13 protein-coding genes and 4 pseudogenes are annotated in these 20,869 nt (G+C 59.6%); 8 read left to right on the top strand and 9 right to left on the bottom strand.

The genetic code is table 11. The features are described 5' to 3' along the window. Positions 1 to 7: 7 nt before the first annotated feature. Positions 8 to 847: a class I SAM-dependent methyltransferase gene (locus LJ360_RS09780; RefSeq protein ID WP_091850380.1), complete on the bottom strand. Its 840-nt coding sequence runs from the start codon at positions 845 to 847 to the stop codon at positions 8 to 10. A 109-nt stretch (positions 848 to 956) separates the two neighbouring features. Here LJ360_RS09780 and gloB point away from each other — a divergent pair, with 109 nt between their 5' ends. The 7 genes and pseudogenes from gloB (at position 957) to LJ360_RS09745 (ending at position 10,244) form a co-directional block, all read left to right on the top strand. Continuing rightward, positions 957 to 1,751, top strand: a complete 795-nt coding sequence (gloB, locus tag LJ360_RS09775; protein ID WP_264995962.1) for a hydroxyacylglutathione hydrolase — start codon at positions 957 to 959, stop codon at positions 1,749 to 1,751. 222 nt (positions 1,752 to 1,973) lie between these two features. After that, positions 1,974 to 3,686: a LysM peptidoglycan-binding domain-containing protein gene (locus LJ360_RS09770; protein WP_091850375.1), complete on the top strand. Its 1,713-nt coding sequence runs from the start codon at positions 1,974 to 1,976 to the stop codon at positions 3,684 to 3,686. An 83-nt stretch (positions 3,687 to 3,769) separates the two neighbouring features. Beyond that, complete coding sequence (locus tag LJ360_RS09765; protein WP_264995961.1) at positions 3,770 to 5,614, top strand: extracellular solute-binding protein; 1,845 nt, start codon at positions 3,770 to 3,772, stop codon at positions 5,612 to 5,614. 51 nt (positions 5,615 to 5,665) lie between these two features. Beyond that, positions 5,666 to 6,746, top strand: a pseudogene (locus tag LJ360_RS09760) (microcin C ABC transporter permease YejB). A gap of 2 nt (positions 6,747 to 6,748) precedes the next feature. Continuing rightward, a complete protein-coding gene (locus tag LJ360_RS09755; protein WP_091850369.1) occupies positions 6,749 to 7,762 on the top strand; it encodes an ABC transporter permease in 1,014 nt (337 codons plus the stop codon). 1 nt (position 7,763) lies between these two features. Next, positions 7,764 to 9,395, top strand: coding sequence for an ABC transporter ATP-binding protein (locus tag LJ360_RS09750; protein ID WP_264995960.1), 1,632 nt, complete (start codon positions 7,764 to 7,766; stop codon positions 9,393 to 9,395). A 57-nt stretch (positions 9,396 to 9,452) separates the two neighbouring features. Continuing rightward, the gene (locus LJ360_RS09745) at positions 9,453 to 10,244 is read left to right on the top strand and encodes an enoyl-ACP reductase (RefSeq protein WP_091850365.1); all 792 of its coding nucleotides are present in this window, start codon (positions 9,453 to 9,455) and stop codon (positions 10,242 to 10,244) included. A 67-nt stretch (positions 10,245 to 10,311) separates the two neighbouring features. Here LJ360_RS09745 and LJ360_RS09740 read toward each other — a convergent pair whose 3' ends face one another. Together LJ360_RS09740 and LJ360_RS09735 are read right to left on the bottom strand one after the other, a co-directional pair. Then, the gene (locus LJ360_RS09740; RefSeq protein ID WP_091850363.1) at positions 10,312 to 10,719 is read right to left on the bottom strand and encodes a PilZ domain-containing protein; all 408 of its coding nucleotides are present in this window, start codon (positions 10,717 to 10,719) and stop codon (positions 10,312 to 10,314) included. 62 nt (positions 10,720 to 10,781) lie between these two features. Beyond that, positions 10,782 to 12,581 carry a DUF1631 family protein gene (locus LJ360_RS09735; protein WP_091850361.1) on the bottom strand — a complete coding sequence of 600 codons (1,800 nt, stop codon included), beginning with the start codon at positions 12,579 to 12,581 and terminating at the stop codon, positions 10,782 to 10,784. Positions 12,582 to 12,826: 245 nt separating this feature from the next. Between LJ360_RS09735 and LJ360_RS09730 the strand changes: the two genes are divergently transcribed. Beyond that, positions 12,827 to 13,900: a 3-deoxy-7-phosphoheptulonate synthase gene (locus tag LJ360_RS09730; protein ID WP_091850359.1), complete on the top strand. Its 1,074-nt coding sequence runs from the start codon at positions 12,827 to 12,829 to the stop codon at positions 13,898 to 13,900. Positions 13,901 to 13,965: 65 nt separating this feature from the next. On the opposite strand, the pseudogene cobA reads toward LJ360_RS09730, so the two are convergent. The 6 genes and pseudogenes from cobA to LJ360_RS20025 form a co-directional block, all read right to left on the bottom strand. Next, positions 13,966 to 14,757, bottom strand: a pseudogene (gene cobA / locus LJ360_RS09725) (uroporphyrinogen-III C-methyltransferase); the annotation flags it as partial. Between the two features lie 116 nt (positions 14,758 to 14,873). Beyond that, complete coding sequence (gene serS / locus LJ360_RS09720) at positions 14,874 to 16,148, bottom strand: serine--tRNA ligase (protein WP_091850355.1); 1,275 nt, start codon at positions 16,146 to 16,148, stop codon at positions 14,874 to 14,876. 143 nt (positions 16,149 to 16,291) lie between these two features. Beyond that, positions 16,292 to 17,641, bottom strand: coding sequence for a replication-associated recombination protein A (locus LJ360_RS09715; protein ID WP_091850353.1), 1,350 nt, complete (start codon positions 17,639 to 17,641; stop codon positions 16,292 to 16,294). Beyond that, entirely contained in the window at positions 17,641 to 18,282 is a 642-nt protein-coding gene (lolA, locus tag LJ360_RS09710) for an outer membrane lipoprotein chaperone LolA (protein ID WP_091850351.1), read from the bottom strand. Before lolA ends, LJ360_RS09715 begins: the two co-directional genes overlap by 1 nt. An 18-nt stretch (positions 18,283 to 18,300) precedes the next feature. Continuing rightward, positions 18,301 to 19,842 (bottom strand): annotated as a pseudogene (locus tag LJ360_RS20030) (DNA translocase FtsK); the annotation flags it as partial. Between the two features lie 401 nt (positions 19,843 to 20,243). Continuing rightward, positions 20,244 to 20,850, bottom strand: a pseudogene (locus tag LJ360_RS20025) (DNA translocase FtsK 4TM domain-containing protein); the annotation flags it as partial. Between the last annotated feature and the right edge of the window lie 19 nt (positions 20,851 to 20,869).

Below are 20,869 nucleotides of genomic sequence, written 5' to 3'. Positions count from 1 at the left end.
TCCGCAGTCAGCATCCTTCGGCGTTCCGCCCCGGTCCTTCCTGACGCCGGGCCTGTCTTGAGGCGCCGAGTGTACCGGGTGTAGGCAATGGAATCACCTTACCGGGGCGCCACAGGCGCCGGCGGGCAATGGGCGCACAAACCCGTTTGCTCGCCAGGATGCAGTAATAGGCGCCTACCGGGAGCATGCCCTGGGTACCGAGATACTCCAGGGCACTGCGACGCTCCAGCAGTCGCTCATTTTGCAGCGGCAAACGGAAAAAATAGCTGCCGGAGCTTTCCACCGTAAAATCAAGCAGGTTAAGCCAGTCTTCCATTCGTGATCGCAGGAGAAAACGACCGCCCCAGGGGCCTCGCCGCCTGCGGCTCAGCAACCGGCGTATACCCCAGCTGCTGAGAGGATTGAAACCCAGCACCAGCAACTGTCCCCCGCCCCGTAACACCCGGGCAGACTCCCTCAACACCTGGTGGGGCCAGGCAGAGAAATCCGCGCTGTGATGGAGGATGACCAGGTCAATGGAGGCCGAGGGAAGTGGCAACTCGTCAGGATCACAGACCACCACACCATCGGGGAGTTCAGCGTGCCAGTAGGGTGTCGCAACAATATGCTGGGTATAGTCGGTATCAGCAGCTAGCGGAAGGCGATGACTCAGGGCGATGTGTAACTGCCGTGCACCTCCCAGGTCCTGCACGTGGGTATTGACACAGGCCCGCTGATCTTCCAGCAATGCCTGGCCCAGAGGCGAACGGAACCAGTGCTCCAGGTTGCGGTGAGAGACCCGGTAATCAGGCCGTCGCCTGCCACTTGACCTGAACGGTTTCTGCCATTGACCGCGATTGCTTTGCATCATCCTTCCCCCAACCCGGTATGGAAGCCCTGCAGTGGTTCCCTTGGGCAGGGACTGCCTGATGCACTATGATAGCAGTCACCATCTGCCACCTGAACATGAGGGCCCTATGCTGAGCATTACACCGATTTCGGCATTCTCCGACAACTATATCTGGTGCCTGTCCGATTCGGAGTCCGGCAAGGCACTCGTGGTCGACCCGGGCCAGGCGGCCCCGGTCGCTGACTTTCTTGAGCGCCAGGGGCTTACCCTGGATACTATCCTGGTAACCCATCACCACCCGGACCACACCGGCGGAATCGCCGAATTGCTTGAACGCTATAATCCGGAACGGATCGTGGCGCCCGCCGACTCCCCCTATACCGGTGGAACCGATGCCGTTCATGCCGGCGACGAAGTGGTCTGGCTGGGCCTGACGTTCGAAGTGCTCGCCACACCCGGTCACACCCTTGACCATATTGCCTACTTCTCGGACACACAGGTAGCCGGACACCCGGTTCTGTTCTGCGGTGACACGCTCTTTGCCTGCGGGTGCGGCAGGCTGTTCGAGGGCACACCGGGACAAATGGTGGAATCCCTTGCCGGCCTGAGGGCCCTGCCCGACGAAACCATGGTGTATTGCGCCCATGAGTATACCCTTGCAAACCTTCGTTTCGCCCGCGACTGGCTCCCGGACGACCCTGCACTATCCTCATTTGAAGCTCATTGCCAGAACCTGCGAGACGAAGGCAAGCCCACGGTGCCAGTGATGCTCGGTGACGAAAAACAGCGCAACCCGTTCCTGCGCTGGGATGACCCGGCCGTTATCCGGGTGGCAACAGACTATGGACGAGGGCACGGGCTCGTTACCGACAGTGACAGTGGCGTGTTTGCGGCAGTGCGTCACGGCAAGGATCATTTCTGATCCAGTAAAATGATTGCTCGCCCGGCAACCAGCGGCTGCCAGGCGAGTCGTTTCGATCCCGTAACGCAGGTTTCATTGACCCGGATTGCCGGCACACATAGAATCGCGAACGTTTCATAGAACCCGATAACCCGCTCGGAAGCCCGGGAACATCGCGGGAGTCTGCCCGACTTTCCTGCCTTGCAGACTTCCAGGCCCCTTCCGAGCCCTGGAATGTCGATTATGATGGCAAGACGTACGACCACGCTGACCCTCCTTACCGTATTGCTGACTGGTTGCTCTTCCACACCTGCATGGCTAGGTAACAATGATGACGCCGTTCTGGGTACCCACCAGCAAACGGTTGCAGCTGGCGATGAAGCCCTCAAGGACTCCGTGGAGGGAGGCAACAAGCAAGACACCACCCGGCTGGATGACTCCATAGAGCCCTCTCTCAAGCAGACCGCAGAGCAGGCCCGCAACCGGCTGGATTCCGGTCAGGTAGCCGGGGACCAAGCACCCCCGAAAGAGCGTGACCTCTGGACCCGGCTTCGTAATGGCTTCGACATGGACCACGAGCAGGGAGACGAGCGGGTCCAGCAGCAACTGAACTGGTACGCCCGTCATCCTGCCTATATAGAGCGGGTTGTTGAGCGTGGTCGGCGCTACCTGCACTATATTATCGACGAAACCGAGCGCCGTGGGCTGCCAATGGAGTACGCCCTGCTACCGGTGGTCGAAAGTGCCTTTGACCCCTTCGCCTACTCCCATGGCCGCGCCTCCGGTCTGTGGCAGTTCATCCCCGGAACCGGACGCCACTTCGGGCTGGACCAGAGTTGGTGGCACGATGACCGGCGTGACGTGATCGCTTCCACCAATGCAGCGCTTACCTATCTGGATCAGCTTGCGAAACGGTTTGATGGCGACCCGACACTGGCGCTGGCTGCATACAACAGTGGGGGCGGCACGGTAAACAGTGCCATCCGCCGCAACAGCCGCCAGGGCAAGCCCACAGATTACTGGTCACTGCAGCTGCCCAAGGAAACCCGTCACTATGTGCCCAAGCTGATCGCCCTGGCGCGGATCTTCGATGATCCGGAGGCCTATGGTGTCAAGCTACCGCCTCTTGAAGACAAGCCCTATTTCGAGGTGGTCGAAACCGGCGGTCAGATCGACCTTGCCCATGCGGCGGAACTGGCAGAGGTAGACGTGGATGAAATCTACCTTCTCAACCCGTCCTTCAACCGCTGGGCAACTCGCCCCGATGGGCCTCACCGCTTGCTGGTCCCGGTGGCCAGCGCAAACCGTTTTCGTGAGGGTATCGCGTCGCTGGACCCGAACAGTCGTGTCTCATGGGAGAACTACCAGGTCCGCTCCGGCGATAACCTTGGCGCCATAGCCCGGCGCTATGGCACTACGCCTTCAGTTCTGAAAGAAGTCAACAAACTCAGCAATGACCTTATCCGGGTTGGCCAGCAACTGCTGATTCCCTCGGCCCGAGCCGGTCAGGACAGCTACAGCCTCAGCCAGAACCAGCGACTCGCCCGCAAACAGGAAAGCGCCGGGCGTAATAACGGGGGTGAACGTGTTGAACACCGCGTGACCCGGGGTGATACGTTCTGGGATATTGCCCGTGAGCACGGTGTCAGTGTCCGCCAGGTGGCCGCCTGGAACGGCATGGCACCCGGAGACCCACTGGTCCCCGGCCGCAAGCTGGTGATATGGTCGAAGAACGCTGAGGCAGCCTCCGGCGCCCGTGTTGCCACCAACAACCGCGCCGGCATGGTGCGCAAGGTGGGTTACCGGGTCCGCCGTGGAGACTCGCTGTCCGCTATCGCCAACCGGTTCGCAGTTAACGTCCGTGATATCGCGGCCTGGAATGACCTGAATACATCCCGTTACCTGCAGCCAGGACAGAGTCTGGTACTTTACGTGGACGTACGGAACAGCCCCTGAGTTTTCCGGTCAAACGCTTTCGAAAGTTTCCACGGGCTGTCTGACTGGCAGCCCGGCCACCGACAACGGGTATCACAACAGCTATGGCCAGCAGTCCAAGGACTTCCCGATTATCGCGCTCTCTCCTTCTCATTGGTGCCCTGATTCTGCCCGCTGGTTTCAGCGCGGCTCAGTCCCCAGAACGCGCGTCATCGAACCCGGCTCCGGAGCCGGTGCACGGACTCGCCATGCACGGAGAGCCGGCCTACCCTGCGAGCTTTGAGCACTTTGACTACGTCAACCCGGACGCGCCCAAGGGCGGACGCCTGCGACTGGCGGTTCGTGCTAACGGTTATGACAGCTTCAACCCGTTCGTTGTCCGCGGCGTTGCTGCCGCCGGCATCAACAGCTACCTGTACGAAACCCTCCTGGTGTCCTCTGACGATGAGCCGTTCAGCGCTTATGGGTTGATTGCCGAAAGCATCGAGACTCCGGAAGATCGTAGCTATGTTGTGTACAACCTTCGCCCGGGCGCACGCTTCCATGACGGCCACCCCATCACGGCAGAAGATGTCGCCTTTACCTTCAATACGCTGATGAAGGAAGGACATCCGTTCTACCGCAGCTATTATGGCGGAGTTGAAAGCGTCACGGTGGAGTCCGAGCGCCGGGTACGCTTTGACTTCGGCGAAACAAACAACCGGGAGCTACCGTTGATCCTGGGACAGATGCCGGTGCTGCCAGCCCACTACTGGGAAGAGCGCAGTTTTGGCGACAATGGCCTGACGCCACCCCTGGGTAGCGGCCCCTACCGCATCAAGGAATTCGAGGCGGGCCGCTATATTACCTATGAGCGTGTAGAGAACTACTGGGCCAAGGACCTGCCAGTCCGCAAGGGACGTTACAACTTCGACCGGCTGCGCTACGACTATTATTCGGACGAGACCGTGTCACTGGAGTCCTTCAAGGCGGGTGACTACGACTTCCGCGTCGAAAGCTCCGCGAAGAACTGGGCTACGGCCTATACCGGGGACCGTTTCAGTACCGGACAGATTGTTACCGAGGCCATCGAACACCAACGCCCCGCAGGGATGCAGGCCTTCATTTTCAACACCCGCCGCGGCCAGTTCGCTGACCCGAAGGTCCGTGAGGCCATCGCCCACGCCTTTGATTTTGATTGGGCCAATCGCAACCTTTTCCACGATCAGTACACCCGGACGCAAAGCTATTTCGAGAACAGCGAGCTGGCCTCCTCCGGACTCCCTGAAGGCCGTGAACTGGAGATACTCGAAGGACACCGGGAACAAATCCCGGACGCAGTATTCAACGAACCCTACTCGCCTCCATCTACGGAAGGTGACCAGACGCTCCGTGATAATCTCCGCAAGGCGCTGACACTGCTTAAGGAAGCCGGGTACCGTATCCAGGATGGCATCATGGTGCACAGCGAAACCGGCCAGCCCCTTTCCTTCGAGTTTCTGCTGCACCAGAAAAACTTCGAACGTATTGTGCTGCCCTTCAAGAACAATCTTGAGCGGCTGGGTATGAAAGTGGAGGTCCGGCTGGTGGACACCAACCAGTACGTTGAGCGGGTACAGAATTTCGACTTCGACATCATTACGCAGGTGATTGCCCAGTCGGACTCCCCCGGTAATGAACAACGGGATTTCTGGCACTCCTCCGTTGCCGATATCAAAGGCTCCCGCAACTACGCCGGCGTCCGTGATCCGGTGGTGGACGCCCTGGTGGAGCAGGTTATCCAGGCGCCTGACCGGAAAGAGCTGGTGTATCGAACCCGTGCCCTGGACCGGGTTCTGCTTCACGGCCACTATGTGGTGCCTCAGTGGCACTTGTCCATGGACCGGATCGCTTACTGGTCCTTCCTGGAAAGGCCGGAAACCACTCCCAAAAATGGCGTCGACATCAACAACTGGTGGTATGGCAACTGATTTCATGCTGATGACCACTATCCACCCCCTCCACCGGAGCTGATAGCAACCATGGGCGGCTATATACTCCGGCGACTTGCGTTGATCATTCCGACCCTGTTCGGGATCATGCTGCTCAACTTTGTCATCATCCAGGCGGCACCCGGTGGACCTGTCGAGCAAATGCTGGCTGAAATGCAGGGCCATGGTGGCAGCGCGCTCAGCCGTGCCGGCGGCGGTGGCGGAGCGGAGGTCTCCAGCGGTGGGGGGGATTCTCGGGCATCCCGGGGGATACACCCGGAACTCCTGGCCGAAATCGAAGCCATGTACGGCTTTGACAAACCGGCCCATGAACGTTTTTTTCCAGTTGGTGGGCGACTATGCCCGCTTCGACTTTGGTGATTCCTTCTACCGGGACCGCAGCGTGGTGGAGCTGATCATCGACAAGATGCCGGTATCCATCTCCCTAGGCCTCTGGTCTACCCTCGTCATCTATCTGATATCCATTCCCCTGGGCATCCGCAAGGCCGTGTCGGATGGCTCCCGGTTCGACGTATGGACCAGCTCGCTGATCGTCATCGGTTACGCCATACCAGGGTTCCTGTTTGCGATACTGCTGATCGTCCTGTTCGCTGGCGGCAGTTATTTCGATATTTTCCCGAACAGCGGGCTGACTTCCAGCAATTTCCACGAACTGTCCTGGCCTGAACAGGTGAAGGACTACTTCATGCACCTGGTATTGCCTGTTACTGCCAACGTCATCGGCGGCTTTGCCACCCTCACTCTGCTCACCAAGAATTCCTTCCTGGACGAGATCGGCAAACACTACGTGGTGACAGCCCGGGCCAAGGGTCTCAGCCAGCGCCAGGTGCTCTACGGGCATGTGTTCCGAAATGCCATGCTGATTGTGATTGCGAGCATGCCCGGGGTCCTGGTCAGCCTGTTCTTCACCGGCTCACTACTGATCGAGGTCATCTTCTCCCTCGACGGCCTCGGATTATTGGGATTCGAGGCGGCACTCAACCGGGACTACCCGGTCATTTTCGGCACCCTGTACATTTTCACGCTGATGGGACTATTGCTGAAGCTGGTGAGTGACCTCACCTACGTGGCGGTGGATCCACGCATCGATTTTGAAAGCAGGGAGGGCTAGGTTTGTCTCCCATTCAGCAACGCCGCCTGGCCAATTTTCGCCGTAACCGCCGTGGGTACTGGTCGCTCTGGATATTCCTCGCGCTGTTCGGCCTGTCCCTGTGCGCGGAACTCATCGCCAATGACCGGCCGCTGCTGGTGTCCTACCAGGGAGACCTCTATTTTCCGGTAGTACAGTCCATTCCGGAGGAAACCTTCGGCGGTTTTCTGCCCTCGGAAGCCGACTACCGGGAAAGCGTCATCGCCGACGAAATCAACAGTCACGGCTGGATGCTTTGGCCGCCTATCCGCTTCAGTTATGACACAGTGCACTATGAGCTGGACCAGCCCTCACCGGCACCACCCTCAACCGAGAACTGGCTGGGTACTGATGACCAGGCCAGGGACGTGGCTGCCCGGGTAATCTACGGTTTCCGTATCTCCGTGCTGTTCGGGCTGATCCTGACGGCACTTAGCTGTCTCGTTGGCGTGGCCGTGGGTGCCCTCCAGGGGTATTACGGCGGCAAGATCGACCTGTTCGGTCAGCGCTTTATCGAAATCTGGTCCGGGCTGCCGGTGCTGTACCTGCTGATTATCCTGTCAGCCATACTGCAGCCGAATTTCTGGTGGCTGCTGGGCATCATGCTGCTGTTCAGCTGGATGGGACTGGTGGACGTCGTTCGTGCCGAGTTCCTTCGCGCCCGTAACCTCGAGTACGTAAAGGCCGCCCGCGCCCTGGGGATGGGCAACCGCAAGATAATGTTCCGGCACATCCTGCCCAATGCGATGGTGGCTACCCTGACTTTTCTGCCGTTCATCCTGACCGGCGCAATAACCGCGCTGACGTCGCTGGATTTCCTGGGCTTTGGGTTGCCTCCGGGATCACCTTCCCTTGGTGAACTGATCTATCAGGGAAAGGAAAACCTGCACGCGCCCTGGCTGGGCATTTCCGCATTTTTCAGCCTGGCGCTCATGCTTACCCTGCTGGTGTTCGTCGGCGAGGCAGTTCGTGACGCATTCGACCCGAGGAAGAACTGATATGGGCAGTGTGCTGCGCTTCGACAGGCTGACCCTGAGCTTTGGCCACGACGAACCCGCGGTCAGGGACCTGTCATTCGAGATTTACGAAGGAGAAACCGTTGCCCTGGTTGGCGAGAGCGGCTCAGGCAAGTCCGTCTCCGCACTGTCCGTGTTACGCCTGCTTGATCATCGACTGGTAAGCTACCCGGGCGGCTCGATTTTCTACCGGGGCGAGGATCTGCTGCATGCCGACGAAAAACGCCTGCGGCAGGTACGTGGCCGGTCCATCAGTATGATTTTCCAGGAGCCAATGACGTCGCTCAATCCTCTCCATACGGTGGAGAAGCAGATCAGCGAGATCCTCGCCGTACACAAGGGGCTGCGTGGGCCAAAAGCCCGGGAGCGGGTTGTGGAGCTGCTGGAACTGGTCGGCATCCCCGAGCCACGGGATCGTCTGAAGAGCTACCCACACCAGCTTTCAGGCGGCCAGAAACAGCGGGTAATGATTGCCATGGCACTGGCAAACGAACCCGACCTCCTTATCGCTGACGAGCCCACGACGGCGCTGGATGTGACCGTACAGAAGCAGGTCCTGGAGCTGCTCAAGTCCCTGCAGCAGCGATTTGGCATGGCCATACTGCTGATCACCCATGACCTCTCCATTGTGCGCCACTACGCCCGCCGTGTAGTGGTCATGGAAAGGGGCACCAAGGTTGAGGACGGGGAAACAGGGACTGTATTCAGCAAGCCTGAACATCCCTATACCCGAAGGTTGCTGGACTCCGAACCGCCCGAACATCCGGGCGCACTGGATAGCAACAGTGAAGAACTCCTTCACGTGGAGGACCTGGGTGTTCGTTTCCCGGTCCGGCAATCCCTTTTCGGTCGTACCCGCGAGTGGTTCCATGCCGTCCGGAACGTCAGCTTCCGGCTGCACAGGGGCGAAACCCTGGGCATTGTCGGCGAAAGCGGCAGTGGCAAGACCACTATCGGCCATGCCTTGCTCAAGCTCACCGAGAGCCAGGGCCGCGTACATTTTCTCGGTGAGCGAATTGATCATCTGAACCAGAGGGAGTTCCGGCCCTGGCGCCGGCGTATGCAGCTGGTTTTCCAGGACCCCTTTGGCAGCCTGAGCCCGCGCATGTCGGTAGGTGACATTGTTCGGGAGGGCCTGGAAGTACACGGCACAGATAGCCGGGACTTCCAGGAACAGCAGGTTATCCGTGCCCTGCAGGATGTAGGGCTGGACCCTACCGTTCGCCACCGCTATCCTCACGAGTTCTCTGGTGGCCAGCGACAGCGAATTGCCATCGCCCGGGCGCTGGTTCTGCAACCGGATATCATTGTGCTGGACGAGCCCACGTCGGCCCTGGACCGTACGGTACAAAAGCAGGTTATTGAACTATTGCAGCAATTGCAGGCCCGTTACCGCCTGAGCTACATTTTTATCAGTCATGATCTGGCGGTGGTAAGGGCCCTGAGTCACCAGTTGCTGGTTTTGCGCGGTGGCCAGATCGTTGAAAGTGGTCCGGCAGAAACCATCTTCCGGAACCCCGGAACTGACTATACCCGGGAACTCCTGACGGCCGCCCTGTTCTATCGGCCACCAGTGACCGAACCGGTGGCAGACCTACGACCAATGGACCGTTAGGCAGCACCACCTCCATCAGGGATAATGCCCGCAACATTCATCATAGGGAGAAAAACCATGGGAATCCTCAGCGGAAAACGCGCACTTATCGTAGGTGTCGCGAGCAAGCACTCCATTGCCTACGGTATTGCCGAGGCATTTCACGAGCAAGGCGCCGAGCTGGCGTTCACCTATCAGAACGACAAGCTCAAGTCCCGGGTACAGGGATTTGCCGAAGGCTGGGGAAGCACCCTGACCTTTCCCTGCGATGTCGCTTCCGACGAAGAAATTGATCAGGTATTTGCTGACCTGAAGCAGCACTGGGATTCGGTTGACATCATCGTTCACGCAGTCGGCTTCGCGCCCGCTCATGAACTGGACGGCAACTACGTGGATGTCACAACCCGGGAAGGCTTCCGCATTGCCCACGACATCAGTTCCTACAGCTTTGTTGCGCTGGCCAAGGGCGCCCGCCAGCAGGGGCTGCTGAACCAGAACAGCTCCCTGATGACCCTTTCATACCTGGGCTCCGAAAAAGTTCTTCCGAACTATAATGTCATGGGGCTGGCAAAGGCCTCGCTGGAAGCCAGTGTACGTTACATGGCCGTCGCCCTGGGTGGTGACGGTGTTCGGGTCAACGCGATTTCTGCGGGCCCCATAAAGACCCTCGCCGCCTCTGGTATCAAGGCCTTCCGCCGGATGCTGAATGAGAACGCCGGCCGGGCACCACTGAAGCGTAACGTCACCCAGAAGGAAGTTGGTAATGCGGCCGCATTCCTTGGCTCTGACCTGGCCAGCGGCGTGACTGGTGAAGTCATGTACGTGGACTGCGGCTTCAACATCACCGGCATGGGTACCCTGGAAGATTGATACCACGCCAGGTGCACCTGTTCTAGGGGGGGGCGCCAGGGGTTAGTTAGCCCGGGCCTGGCCCGGGCTAGCCCGCCTCCATTACCCGGGCCATCGCCTCTATCCAGGCTAGGTAGTTTGCTTCCCCCGACTCCAGTACGCAGAGCCCTGACTGCCATTGGCCATCCGTTGCCATTGGGCGGCACCAGACCACTTCCACTGTCAGTTCAAACCCTTGCTCTTCTCCGGGCAGTAGCACCCGTGCCGGCAACAAGGCGCCCGGAGGCAACGGTTCTTCGGTCACCAGGCGCATGCCACCGGCGGACACATCTGAGCTTGTCGCCTGGATGATATTGGCCTCAGTGCCGCTACCCGGCTCTGCCGCCACCAGTTCCAGCGTAACGCCGGCCCGCCCGGTCAGGCGATATTCCGCTCGCTTGTCCTGCTCGGGTTCCGACTCCGGATTACCGAACGAGTATGGATCCTGTGTTGTCATGGTGTCGGTGTTTCCCCGTAGTTTCTGGCAGATGCTTTCCAGCCGTCTGCGTTCGTCCCTTGCTAACGGCCCACCCGGATGCGACCCACCACCCGACTCAGGGTTTCGTCGAACTCCGCAGAGGCCCCGAGTATACGGGCCGTTCCTGCCAGCAAGTGATCGACCAGGCCATCTACCGTCAACTCGGTACGATTGAGTCCAAGCCGGTCTACGAAAACCAGTTTACGGCGGGCATTAATCCGGACCGCCAGTTTCAATCGCTGCTCCTGCCCTTGCTGCCCCTCAACCGGCACCCTCAAGGCAATCCAGCTACCCGGCCCGAGGCGGTCAACCTCCGTCTGGGCCTGGTTCCGGGCAGCAGCACGGACCGCCTCAATGCGGGCTGCCTCCTCCTCAAGGGCTCGCGCCCGGGCTTGCTGTTGCTGGTGTTCCTCTTCGGCCTGTCTCCGTGCTGTTGCCTGGCGCTGCTCGAGTTCCTGCGCCTCTTGCTGCAAGCGCAACTGTTCAGCCTTGGCCCGCGCACGACGGGCTGCCTCCTGTCGTTGTTGTCTCTGTGACTCAAGCACCCGGCTCAGGGCGTTAACCGTGTCATCAAGCACCTGCCCAAAGCGTGTCAGTTCCGGTAAAGGCCGTACAGCGCCGTTGGCAAGGGATTGCTGGAACGATTGCCAGTCAGTCGTCGCGAGCCTGACGCCAAAACCATTGCTCCAGAGGATTTCGCTCGTCTCCGGAAAGCAGGCCAGGAAATAACGGCGCTGCTCATCTTCTCCCTCGCCTTCCACAAACCAGTTGTCCCGGTAGCGACTGAGTTCTTCGGTGGGAACATCCGGAAGGTCCAGCCAGTGGCTGTGGTAATCCAGGGTGGCGAGTCGCTTCCTGGTGGACACAACTTCGGGCTCGTCACCGCGAAGCCGCGCTACCAGCACCTGTTCCATCGCCGCCAGCTCGTCCCGGGGTGGGGGTTGATGACAGATTCGTTGCCAGACTTCGGTAATCCGGTCAGTTAACTGCTCACCCACCTGGTAGAGGCGCTCGAGGTTCTGTCCAGCCAACGCCGGATCACCAACCCAGACCATCCACTCCAGCAACCGCTGTCCATGCCGCCAGTTCTCACCTTCCAGTCCTTCACGCCAGGCAATCTGGCGAAGCAGGGGCACCCAGTGATCTACCAGGAAGTCCTGGGTAGCCGCCGGCAACTGGCGACCTTCGAGTGCACGGCCAGTAATCGCCCGGGAAACCTGGTCAGCCCGGCGCTGGCGTGCCGCCCCCGCTTCGGTTTCCAGTAATCGCTGGTGCAGCCGGCTTGAATGCTCACGACGTCTCTGGGCGTCGGTTTGCCACTTTTCGCAATATGCCATGAACGGGGAAATATCCCTGTTTTCGAAGCACTGATCGATGTCACCAACCAGGACGTCCAGGCGGTCCAGCAGCGCCCGGGAAGAGCGGCCACCGGAGTCGCTCCAGCCCCGCCAGTCAACAAAACTGTCCAGCCAGGTTACAAGGGTGTCGAGAAAGGCCTCCCTCTGATCCCCTGCCAGCTGCCATGCCAGAGGGTATCGAAGCCGTGCCAGCCGGGCTACCAGCACCGGGTGTAATCCTGACGAGCGCAGGAAGACATCCATAATGCGATCGGCCACATAGGCCGCATTCACCTGTATCACCGACCAGGGTCCGTCCAGGTGCCGGAGCAGATCCGAGACCCGCTGGTCGACCTGGTCAGCCCACCGCGACCGCAACAGCCCGTTCCAGTCCGCTGCCTGGACTGGCTGGCCTACGGGATAAGGCAGGTCCGGAACCCGGATTTCCCGGAGGACACCGTCAATCCTGGCAGACATCGCCAGGGGGGGTGGGGTTTCAGGCATAGGGGCTGCTTACCGGCATGGGGTTATTCAGTGACACAGTCTGTGTTTCGAACATAGAGGTACAGGATCACATTGCATCACGGCAAGTTCCCCAGGTCCAGCCAAAACGCCGGCGCTGTCCCCCTTGGCTCGTTGCATTGACCTGTCAAATGGCGCAGTATATCCATCCATCAAAATAACCACTGAAAGCCCTGCAAGGCACAGACCGCAAGGCTTCCAAGAGAGAGCACCAGGAACACAACAGTATGTCCGGCAAGCAACTAGAGAATCTGAACGTGGCCAGTCAAGAGCCGCTGATCACCCCGGAAGCCCTGAAACGGGAACTGCCCCTCACTGACAAGGCCGCCGCCACCGTGACAGAAGGTCGGCAAACCATCTATGACATTCTTGACGGCAAGGACCACCGCCTGTTTGTTGTGGTTGGCCCCTGCTCGGTACATGACGTAGAGGCAGCCCTTGAATACGCCCGCCGTCTCAAGGCCCTGGCGGATGAAGTCAGTGATACCCTGTACATCGTCATGCGGGTGTATTTCGAGAAACCACGTACGACCGTGGGCTGGAAGGGTTTGATCAACGACCCGCACCTGGACGACTCCTTTGACATCGAACAGGGGCTGCATATTGGCCGCCGCCTGCTGCTGGATATCGCCGAGATTGGGTTGCCGACGGCTACCGAGGCCCTGGATCCAACCTTACCCCAGTATTTGCAGGACAGTATTTCATGGTCCGCCATTGGCGCCCGTACCACTGAGTCCCAGACTCACCGGGAGATGAGCAGCGGCCTGTCCATGGCCATTGGCTTCAAGAACGGCACCGATGGCAGCCTCGATGTGGCCGTCAACGCCCTGAAGTCAGTATCCCACCCCCATTCTTTCCTGGGCATCGATCAGCAGGGCAAAGGCGCCATCATCCGTACGCGAGGTAACAAGTATGGCCACGTGGTACTTCGCGGAGGCGGCGGAAAGCCAAATTACGACTCTGTGAGCGTAACCTTGTGTGAACAAGCCCTGGAGAAGGCAGGGGTACGCAAGTCCATCATGGTGGATTGCAGTCACGCAAACTCCAACAAGGATCCGGCTATCCAGCCGTTGGTGATGCAGGATGTCACCCACCAGATACTGGAAGGCAATCGCTCTATCCAGAGCCTGATGATTGAAAGCAACCTGAACTGGGGCAACCAGCCCATTCCGGAAAACCTGGCCGACCTGAAGTACGGCGTATCGGTAACCGATGCCTGTATCGACTGGGAAACCACCGAAAAAGCCCTGCGCGAAATGCGGGATAAACTGAAAGACGTACTGCCACGCCGTCTGGGCTGATCTGCATCGATACTGAGGCGGTCCGGTAATACGGTCCGCCCTTGCTCCCCTTCCCTGGCTGGAATTTACGGTGTTTCCCGGCCGTCCATAGTCTGAACCGCAGCCATCCAGTCCAGTCGATTCCGCAGACTCACTACTTCACCGATAATCACCAGGGTCGGTGCTGGCACCTCCCGTTGCTGTACACGCTCGACAATATTCTCAAGGGTGCCACACACGACTTCCTGTTCCGGCGTGGTGCCCCGGGACACCAGCGCCACTGGCATGGTTGGCCGCATGCCGTGGGCTGTCAGCTCCCGGACGATAATGGGCAGGCCTACCAGCCCCATATAGAACACCAGGGTCTGGTGAGTCTGTACAAAGTCATTCCATGGCAGGTCGCAGGTATCGTTCTTGAGATGGCCTGTTACGAACCGGACTGACTGGGCGTGATCCCGGTGGGTCAATGGTATGCCTGCGTAGGCAGCGCAACCAGAGGCCGCAGTGATCCCGGGCACAACCTGGAAGCGAACACCCGCCTCTGCCAGGGTTTCAATCTCTTCACCGCCACGACCGAATATGAACGGATCTCCGCCCTTCAGGCGTACCACTTGCCGGCCTTCACGGGCCAGGGTCACCAGGCGCTGGTTGATCTCGTCCTGGGGAACACTGTGATTGGAACGCTGCTTGCCCACATGCACCATATGGGCACCGTCAGGAATCATATCCAGTATGGGCTGGGAAACCAGTCGGTCATACAGTACGACCTCTGCCGACTGCAGGATGCGCCAGGCTTTCAGGGTGAGCAGTTCGGGATCGCCCGGACCGGCCCCCACCAGGAAAACCTCCCCTGCGGACGAGTTAGGGTTCCGGGTAACGGGATTGGCCCGGTACCGGGGCGGCAGGCGAACGCCGTCCTTGCCTCTGAGTGGTGCATCTTCGGGCCGCCCTGCCCTTTGTTGTAGCCTGTTGATATCGCTCCGGTCCGGTCGTGTCATTGAATCCTGTCGAGGCCTCGCATATAGGGTCTCAGTACTTCCGGCACCTCAATGGTGCCATCAGCCTGCTGATAGTTTTCCATAACTGCAATCAAGGTTCGGCCTACCGCCAGGCCTGAACCGTTCAGGGTGTGTACAGGTTCGGGCTTGCCGGTTTCCGGGTTACGCCAACGCGCTTGCATGCGCCGTGCCTGGAAATCCCGTGTATTGGAACAGGACGAAATTTCCCGGTACTGATCCTGCCCCGGCAGCCAGACCTCAAGGTCATAGGTACGGGCAGCCGAGAAGCCGATATCGCCGCCACACAACTCGACCACCCGGTAGGGCAGGTTCAGCAACTGCAGGATTTTTTCTGCATGGCCGGTGAGCTCCTCCAGCGCCGCATCGGATTGCTCCGGTCTCACCACGTGGATCAGCTCCACCTTGTCGAACTGGTGCTGACGGATCATGCCACGGGTGTCACGTCCGTAGGAACCGGCTTCGCTGCGGAAGCATGGCGTATGGGCGACAAACTTCAACGGCAGGCTGGCATCATCGATAATGCTGTCGGCCACCAGGTTGGTGACCGGCACTTCCGCTGTGGGAATCAGGTAAAGGGGGTGTTCGCCCACGGTGCGGAACAGGTCTGCCTCGAACTTCGGCAACTGACCGGTGCCATAAAGTGTGTTGGCGTTAACCATGTAAGGCACATAGGTTTCTTCATAACCATGCTCAAGCGTGTGCTGATCAAGCATGAATTGGGTGAGGGCCCGGTGCAGGCGGGCAATGGCGCCGCGCATGGCAACGAACCGACTGTGGGCCAGGCGAGTTCCTGCCTCGAAATCCATACCACCGAGTTCTTCACCAAGGCTCACATGGTCCTTGACCTCGAAGTCAAAGGCACGGGGCTCGCCCCAGCGGCGAATTTCAACGTTATCCGCCTCACTCTCACCTTCCGGTACGGTCTCGTCCGGCACATTGGGGATACCGGAGAAAAATGCGTTGAGGGCCTCCTGAACTGAACGAAGCTCATCCTCGGCTTCCGCCTTCTGACGCTTGAGCTCTTCCACTTCCTGCAGTAGCGGCTGGATGTCCTCTCCGGCTGCCTTGGCCTTGCCAATAGACTTGGAACGGCGGTTTTGCTCGCCCTGTAACGTCTCGGTCCGCACCTGGATGGCACGACGTTTCTCTTCGAGCTCGTTGAATACATCCCGGTCGAAGGTGAAGTGCTTGATAGCCAGGCGGCGGGCAATCTCGTCGGTTTCAGCGCGGACGCGTTTGGGGTCGAGCATGGCAATCCCTGTGGTTAACTGGATGAAATCGGTTTGGACAGCGTCGCATTATAACCTTGGGGCCTGCGTGCCGTTAAGGCGTGGCTGCCAATTCGCCGGTTATGGTCAGCCGGGGGGGGATAAAACCACCGAATGTGTGGGGCTCAGCGCGAGCCGGAAGGATAGCGCTGACGATCACTGGCCCGGTTCATGGCGTCCAGCCGCTCACGTTTCTCGCCCAGCCGGATTTCAAGCCCCCGTGGCACCGGCATGTAATATCGGCGTTGGTGAATATCTTCCGGAAGATAAGCCTCCCCGGCGGCAAAGGCATCGGGTTCATCGTGGGCGTAGCGGTACTCCTCACCGTAGCCGAGGTCCTTCATCAAGGCCGTCGGGGCATTCCGGATATGCACCGGCACCTGATAGTCCGGATCTTGTCGGATGTCCGCCATGCAACGGTTGTAGGCGTTATAGACAGCATTGCTCTTCGGTGCCAGTGCCAGGTAGATGACCGCCTGGGCCATGGCCAGCTCACCTTCCGGCGATCCGAGCCGCTCCTGAACGTCCCACGCGTCCAGGCAAAGTCTCAGGGCCCGGGGATCAGCATTGCCGATGTCTTCGGAGGCGATCCGGACCAGCCGCCGGGCCACGTACACCGGCTCAGCGCCTCCATCGAGCATGCGACACATCCAGTACAGGGAAGCATCAGGGTCAGAGCCGCGCACAGCTTTATGCAGAGCAGATATCTGATCGTAGAAAACATCGCCGCCCTTGTCGAAGCGCCTCAGGCTGCTTTGCAGCACCAGCTCGAGAACCGTTTCGGTGATCTCGGGAATACCTTCCACCCCGGGCTCAGCGAGATCCGACGCCACCTCCAGCACGTTCAACGCCCGCCGCGCGTCACCCCCGCCGGCACTGGCGATCATTGCGAGCACGTCTTCACTCACTCTGACCTTCCCTGCCAACCCCTCTGCGGAGGTCAATGCCCGCTGCAGAAGCGCGATCAGGTCAGGTTCTTCAAGGTTTTTCAGGACATAGACCCGGGTTCGGGACAGCAGTGCGCTGTTCAACTCAAAGGAGGGATTTTCAGTGGTCGCCCCCACAAATATGAAGGTACCATCCTCGATATGGGGCAGGAACGCATCCTGCTGACTCTTGTTGAAGCGGTGGACCTCGTCAACAAACAGTAAGGTATCCCTTCCCTCTGCCTGCTTGCGACTTCGCGCCCGGTCCACCGCGGCACGGATATCTTTCACGCCCGCCAGTACCGCTGAGAGCGTTTCGTAGCCCATATCCCCGACACTGGCCAGCAACCGGGCGAAGGTGGTCTTGCCAACGCCTGGCGGCCCCCAGAGGATCATTGAATGCAACTGACCCTGCTCGACCGCCATGCGAAGGGGCTTTCCAGGCCCGACCAGGTGGGCCTGGCCAACGTATTCATCAAGGTTACGCGGTCGCATGCGGGCGGCCAGGGGTTCAAATCCCGGCTGGTTGTCGAACAGGCTGTCCTGCATTACTGAATGCCCTGAATCACATCTACCGAGTCAGGGTAATCCAGCTCGAACGCCCCATCCGGCACGGGCTCGTTGATGCGGATATTGCCGAATTCCAGCTCCGTGCGCTGGGCCAGGGAGTCATCCAGGCGCATGGCCTGAAGCTCTCCGTTATAGAAGGTAAGGGTCAGCGAGACGAACAGCGAATCCTCACTGCGGGGCAAGAGGGTATATTCACGGGTGCTGTCACCATAGCGCTCTTCCGTGATCTCGTAGGTCTCGGCCAGGCCTTCGGTTTCGCCACTGAGCAACAAAGCCGGGGTTGTACTCACCTGCTCGTCCAGTTCCTGGACGGTGACCTGCTCCAGGTCTGGATCGTAGAGTTCAACGGTCTCGCCATCACTAACGATAAACTGGTTGGCAGGGGGATCGGTTTCCCAGTAGAACAGGCCCGGACGCTTGGCCTTCAGATTACCGGTGGTTTGCTGCATAACCCTGCCCTGTTCGTCCGCAACGACCTGGGTAAAAGCTGCCTGAAAGGTGGAATAGCCGCCAAGGACATCCGCCAGTCGATCGGCAGCTTGTTGCTCTGCCCGGACTGTGCCGGTCGCAAAGAGCAGGAGCGCGAATGAGGCCAATATTACACGACCGGTTTTGATCATCTGGAACCTCCTGATGGATCAGGCTTTCGGGGGTGGCGGTGCCAGAACTTCCCGGGCACCGTTATGGCCGGCCGGGCTCACAACACCGGCGGCTTCCATGGCGTCCACCAGGTTGGCGGCACGGTTATAGCCAATCTTGAACTTGCGTTGAACGGAAGAAATGGAGACCCGACGACCCTCCGTCACAAAGGCAACAGCCTCATCGAACAGGGCGTCACCTTCACTATCGTCACCCCCCTCGCTCAGGGTGGGCACACCGGGCAAACTCTCGCCCTCGGCCCCATTAAGGACATCATCGACGTACTCGGGTTCCCCACGGGCCTTCCAGGCATTCACAATCCGGTGCACCTCATCATCATCCACAAAGGCCCCGTGGACGCGGACCGGCAGCCCGGAGCCAGGCGGCAGGTAGAGCATATCGCCATGACCAAGCAACTGCTCTGCCCCCCCCTGGTCCAGCACGGTACGGGAGTCGATCTTCGACGACACCTGGAAGGAAATCCGGGTGGGAATGTTCGCCTTGATCAGGCCAGTAATGACATCTACCGACGGACGCTGGGTCGCCAGAATGAGGTGGATTCCAGCCGCCCGGGCCTTCTGGGCAATACGGGCAATGAGCTCCTCCACCTTCTTGCCGACAATCATCATCATGTCGGCGAACTCGTCGATCACAACCACGATAAACGGCAGTGTGTCCAGTTCGGGGCGCTGCTGCTCGTCGTTTTCCAGGTATTCGTCCGGCTTCCAGAGAGGGTCAAGCAGGGGTTCCCCCGCGGTACGGGCATCCTTCACCTTGCGGTTGTAGCCTGCGATATTCCGGACACCCAGGTTTGCCATGAGCTTGTAGCGGCGCTCCATCTCGGCCACACACCACCGCAAGGCGTTGGCGGCCTCCTTCATGTCCGTCACCACAGGTGAGAGCAGATGAGGGATACCCTCATAGATGCTCAACTCCAGCATCTTGGGGTCCACCATGATGAAGCGAACCTCATCCGGCGTGGCTTTCAGCAACATGCTTAGCAGCATGGCGTTAACCCCCACCGACTTGCCCGAGCCGGTGGTACCGGCCACCAGCAAGTGAGGCATCTTCGCCAGGTTGGCTACCATGGGGTTACCCCCAATGTCGTTCCCCAGGGCGAGGGTCAGCGGCGAAGAGGACTCGGTGAATACCCGGGCGCCAAGAACCTCGCTGAGGCGAACCATCTGGCGCTTTTCGTTGGGGATTTCGATGCCCACCACCGATTTTCCCGGGATAACCTCGACCACACGAACGCTCAGTACCGCAAGTGAGCGGGCCAGGTCTTTCGCGAGGTTCGAGATTTTGCTGACCTTGACGCCCGGCGCCGGCTTAATCTCAAAACGGGTAATGACAGGCCCCGGGTTTACCTCCACCACTTCGACCGTTACGCCGAAGTCCGCCAGCTTTTCTTCAAGCATGCGGGACATATGTTCCAGGGATTCCTCGGAATAGCCTTTTTCCTGGTGCTCGTCGGGGGGGTCGAGCAATGTCAGTGGCGGAATCGGACTTTCCAGGTCCTCGAACAGCGAAGCCTGCTTACGGGTCTTTTCCTTCTCGGAGTCCGTGTTGTCGTCCCGCTTGAACGGCGAGATCTTCACTTTGCTGGCGACACCGGCGGCCTTTGCCGGCCTGACGGACTCTGGTTCGGGTTCTGCGTCATCGCGGGAGCTGAAACTCTCAAGCAAGACAGGTTCGTCGTCATCAGGACGACGACGCGCAGAACCGGTTTGCTGCTTGCCATGATCGGATGAGCCGTGGTCCTGAACCGGTCTTTCGGTGCCACCAAACGGCCACAAGCGTCGCCACCAGGACGGCTTGTCAGAGACCTCATTGTCAGAGGTCAGTAGCGGAGGCTCCGGTTCCTTCCGGGGCGGCTCCTTTTTCGGGGAGGCATCCGGCCCATCTCCCGAGGCGAAGAGTCCGCGAAGCCAGAGCATGCCTTCCAGGGTATAGCCCCCTACCCTGTCCATCAGGCTGAACCAGGACAGTCCCGTGGTCACCGTCAATGCAAACAGGAAGATTGCCACCAGGATCAGGGTGGTAGCGGGCAAGTTAAAGAAACGAACCATCGCGGAAGACACCGCCTGCCCCAGAACGCCTCCGGAGGCAGCTCCGAGGCCAAACAGGGAATAGAGTGCCAGCAAGCTGCACGCGGACAGAAGGATAAGCAGGAAACCACCGGCGCGCACCAGCAACAGCGGCCAGTGCATCTCCAGTGGGTCATGGCGCAGACGTATCAACAACAGTGCATAACCTGCGACCATCAGCGGAAACAGATAGGAAACCTGGCCGAATACATCCATCATCAGGCTGGCCAGCCAGGCCCCGAAACGGCCAGCTGAGTTATCGACCCGAACATCATGGCCGATCGACGCCCACCCGGGGTCCGCTGCACTGTAGGTCGCCAGCGCCATGGCCAGGAAAATGGCCATGGCAATCAGCGCAATAACCAAGCCTTCCCTGGCGCCTTGGGCGACCAGGCGACGGAACCTTTGCTGTTTTTCGGTGAGAGCCGCTGGGGCTTGCTCTTGCTTGCCGGTTTTAGCCATGAAGTCGGGACATGATCCT

The sequence above is a fragment of the Marinobacter sp. AN1 genome, from assembly GCF_026013985.1.
In the GTDB taxonomy this organism is placed as follows: domain Bacteria; phylum Pseudomonadota; class Gammaproteobacteria; order Pseudomonadales; family Oleiphilaceae; genus Marinobacter; species Marinobacter segnicrescens.
The sequence above is the reverse complement of the archived record's forward strand: the minus strand, read 5'-3'. Positions and strand labels throughout refer to the sequence as shown.

Excerpts from the sequence above, each read along its gene's own strand:
- LJ360_RS09780 (WP_091850380.1), bottom strand. The coding sequence starts at position 847 with ATGCAAAGCAATCGCGGTCAATGGCAGAAACCGTTCAGGTCAAGTGGC.
- gloB (WP_264995962.1), top strand. The coding sequence starts at position 957 with ATGCTGAGCATTACACCGATTTCGGCATTCTCCGACAACTATATCTGG.
- LJ360_RS09770 (WP_091850375.1), top strand. The coding sequence starts at position 1,974 with ATGATGGCAAGACGTACGACCACGCTGACCCTCCTTACCGTATTGCTG.
- LJ360_RS09765 (WP_264995961.1), top strand. The coding sequence starts at position 3,770 with ATGGCCAGCAGTCCAAGGACTTCCCGATTATCGCGCTCTCTCCTTCTC.
- LJ360_RS09750 (WP_264995960.1), top strand. The coding sequence starts at position 7,764 with ATGGGCAGTGTGCTGCGCTTCGACAGGCTGACCCTGAGCTTTGGCCAC.
- LJ360_RS09745 (WP_091850365.1), top strand. The coding sequence starts at position 9,453 with ATGGGAATCCTCAGCGGAAAACGCGCACTTATCGTAGGTGTCGCGAGC.
- LJ360_RS09740 (WP_091850363.1), bottom strand. The coding sequence starts at position 10,719 with ATGACAACACAGGATCCATACTCGTTCGGTAATCCGGAGTCGGAACCC.
- LJ360_RS09735 (WP_091850361.1), bottom strand. The coding sequence starts at position 12,581 with ATGCCTGAAACCCCACCCCCCCTGGCGATGTCTGCCAGGATTGACGGT.
- LJ360_RS09730 (WP_091850359.1), top strand. The coding sequence starts at position 12,827 with ATGTCCGGCAAGCAACTAGAGAATCTGAACGTGGCCAGTCAAGAGCCG.
- serS (WP_091850355.1), bottom strand. The coding sequence starts at position 16,148 with ATGCTCGACCCCAAACGCGTCCGCGCTGAAACCGACGAGATTGCCCGC.
- LJ360_RS09715 (WP_091850353.1), bottom strand. The coding sequence starts at position 17,641 with ATGCAGGACAGCCTGTTCGACAACCAGCCGGGATTTGAACCCCTGGCC.
- lolA (WP_091850351.1), bottom strand. The coding sequence starts at position 18,282 with ATGATCAAAACCGGTCGTGTAATATTGGCCTCATTCGCGCTCCTGCTC.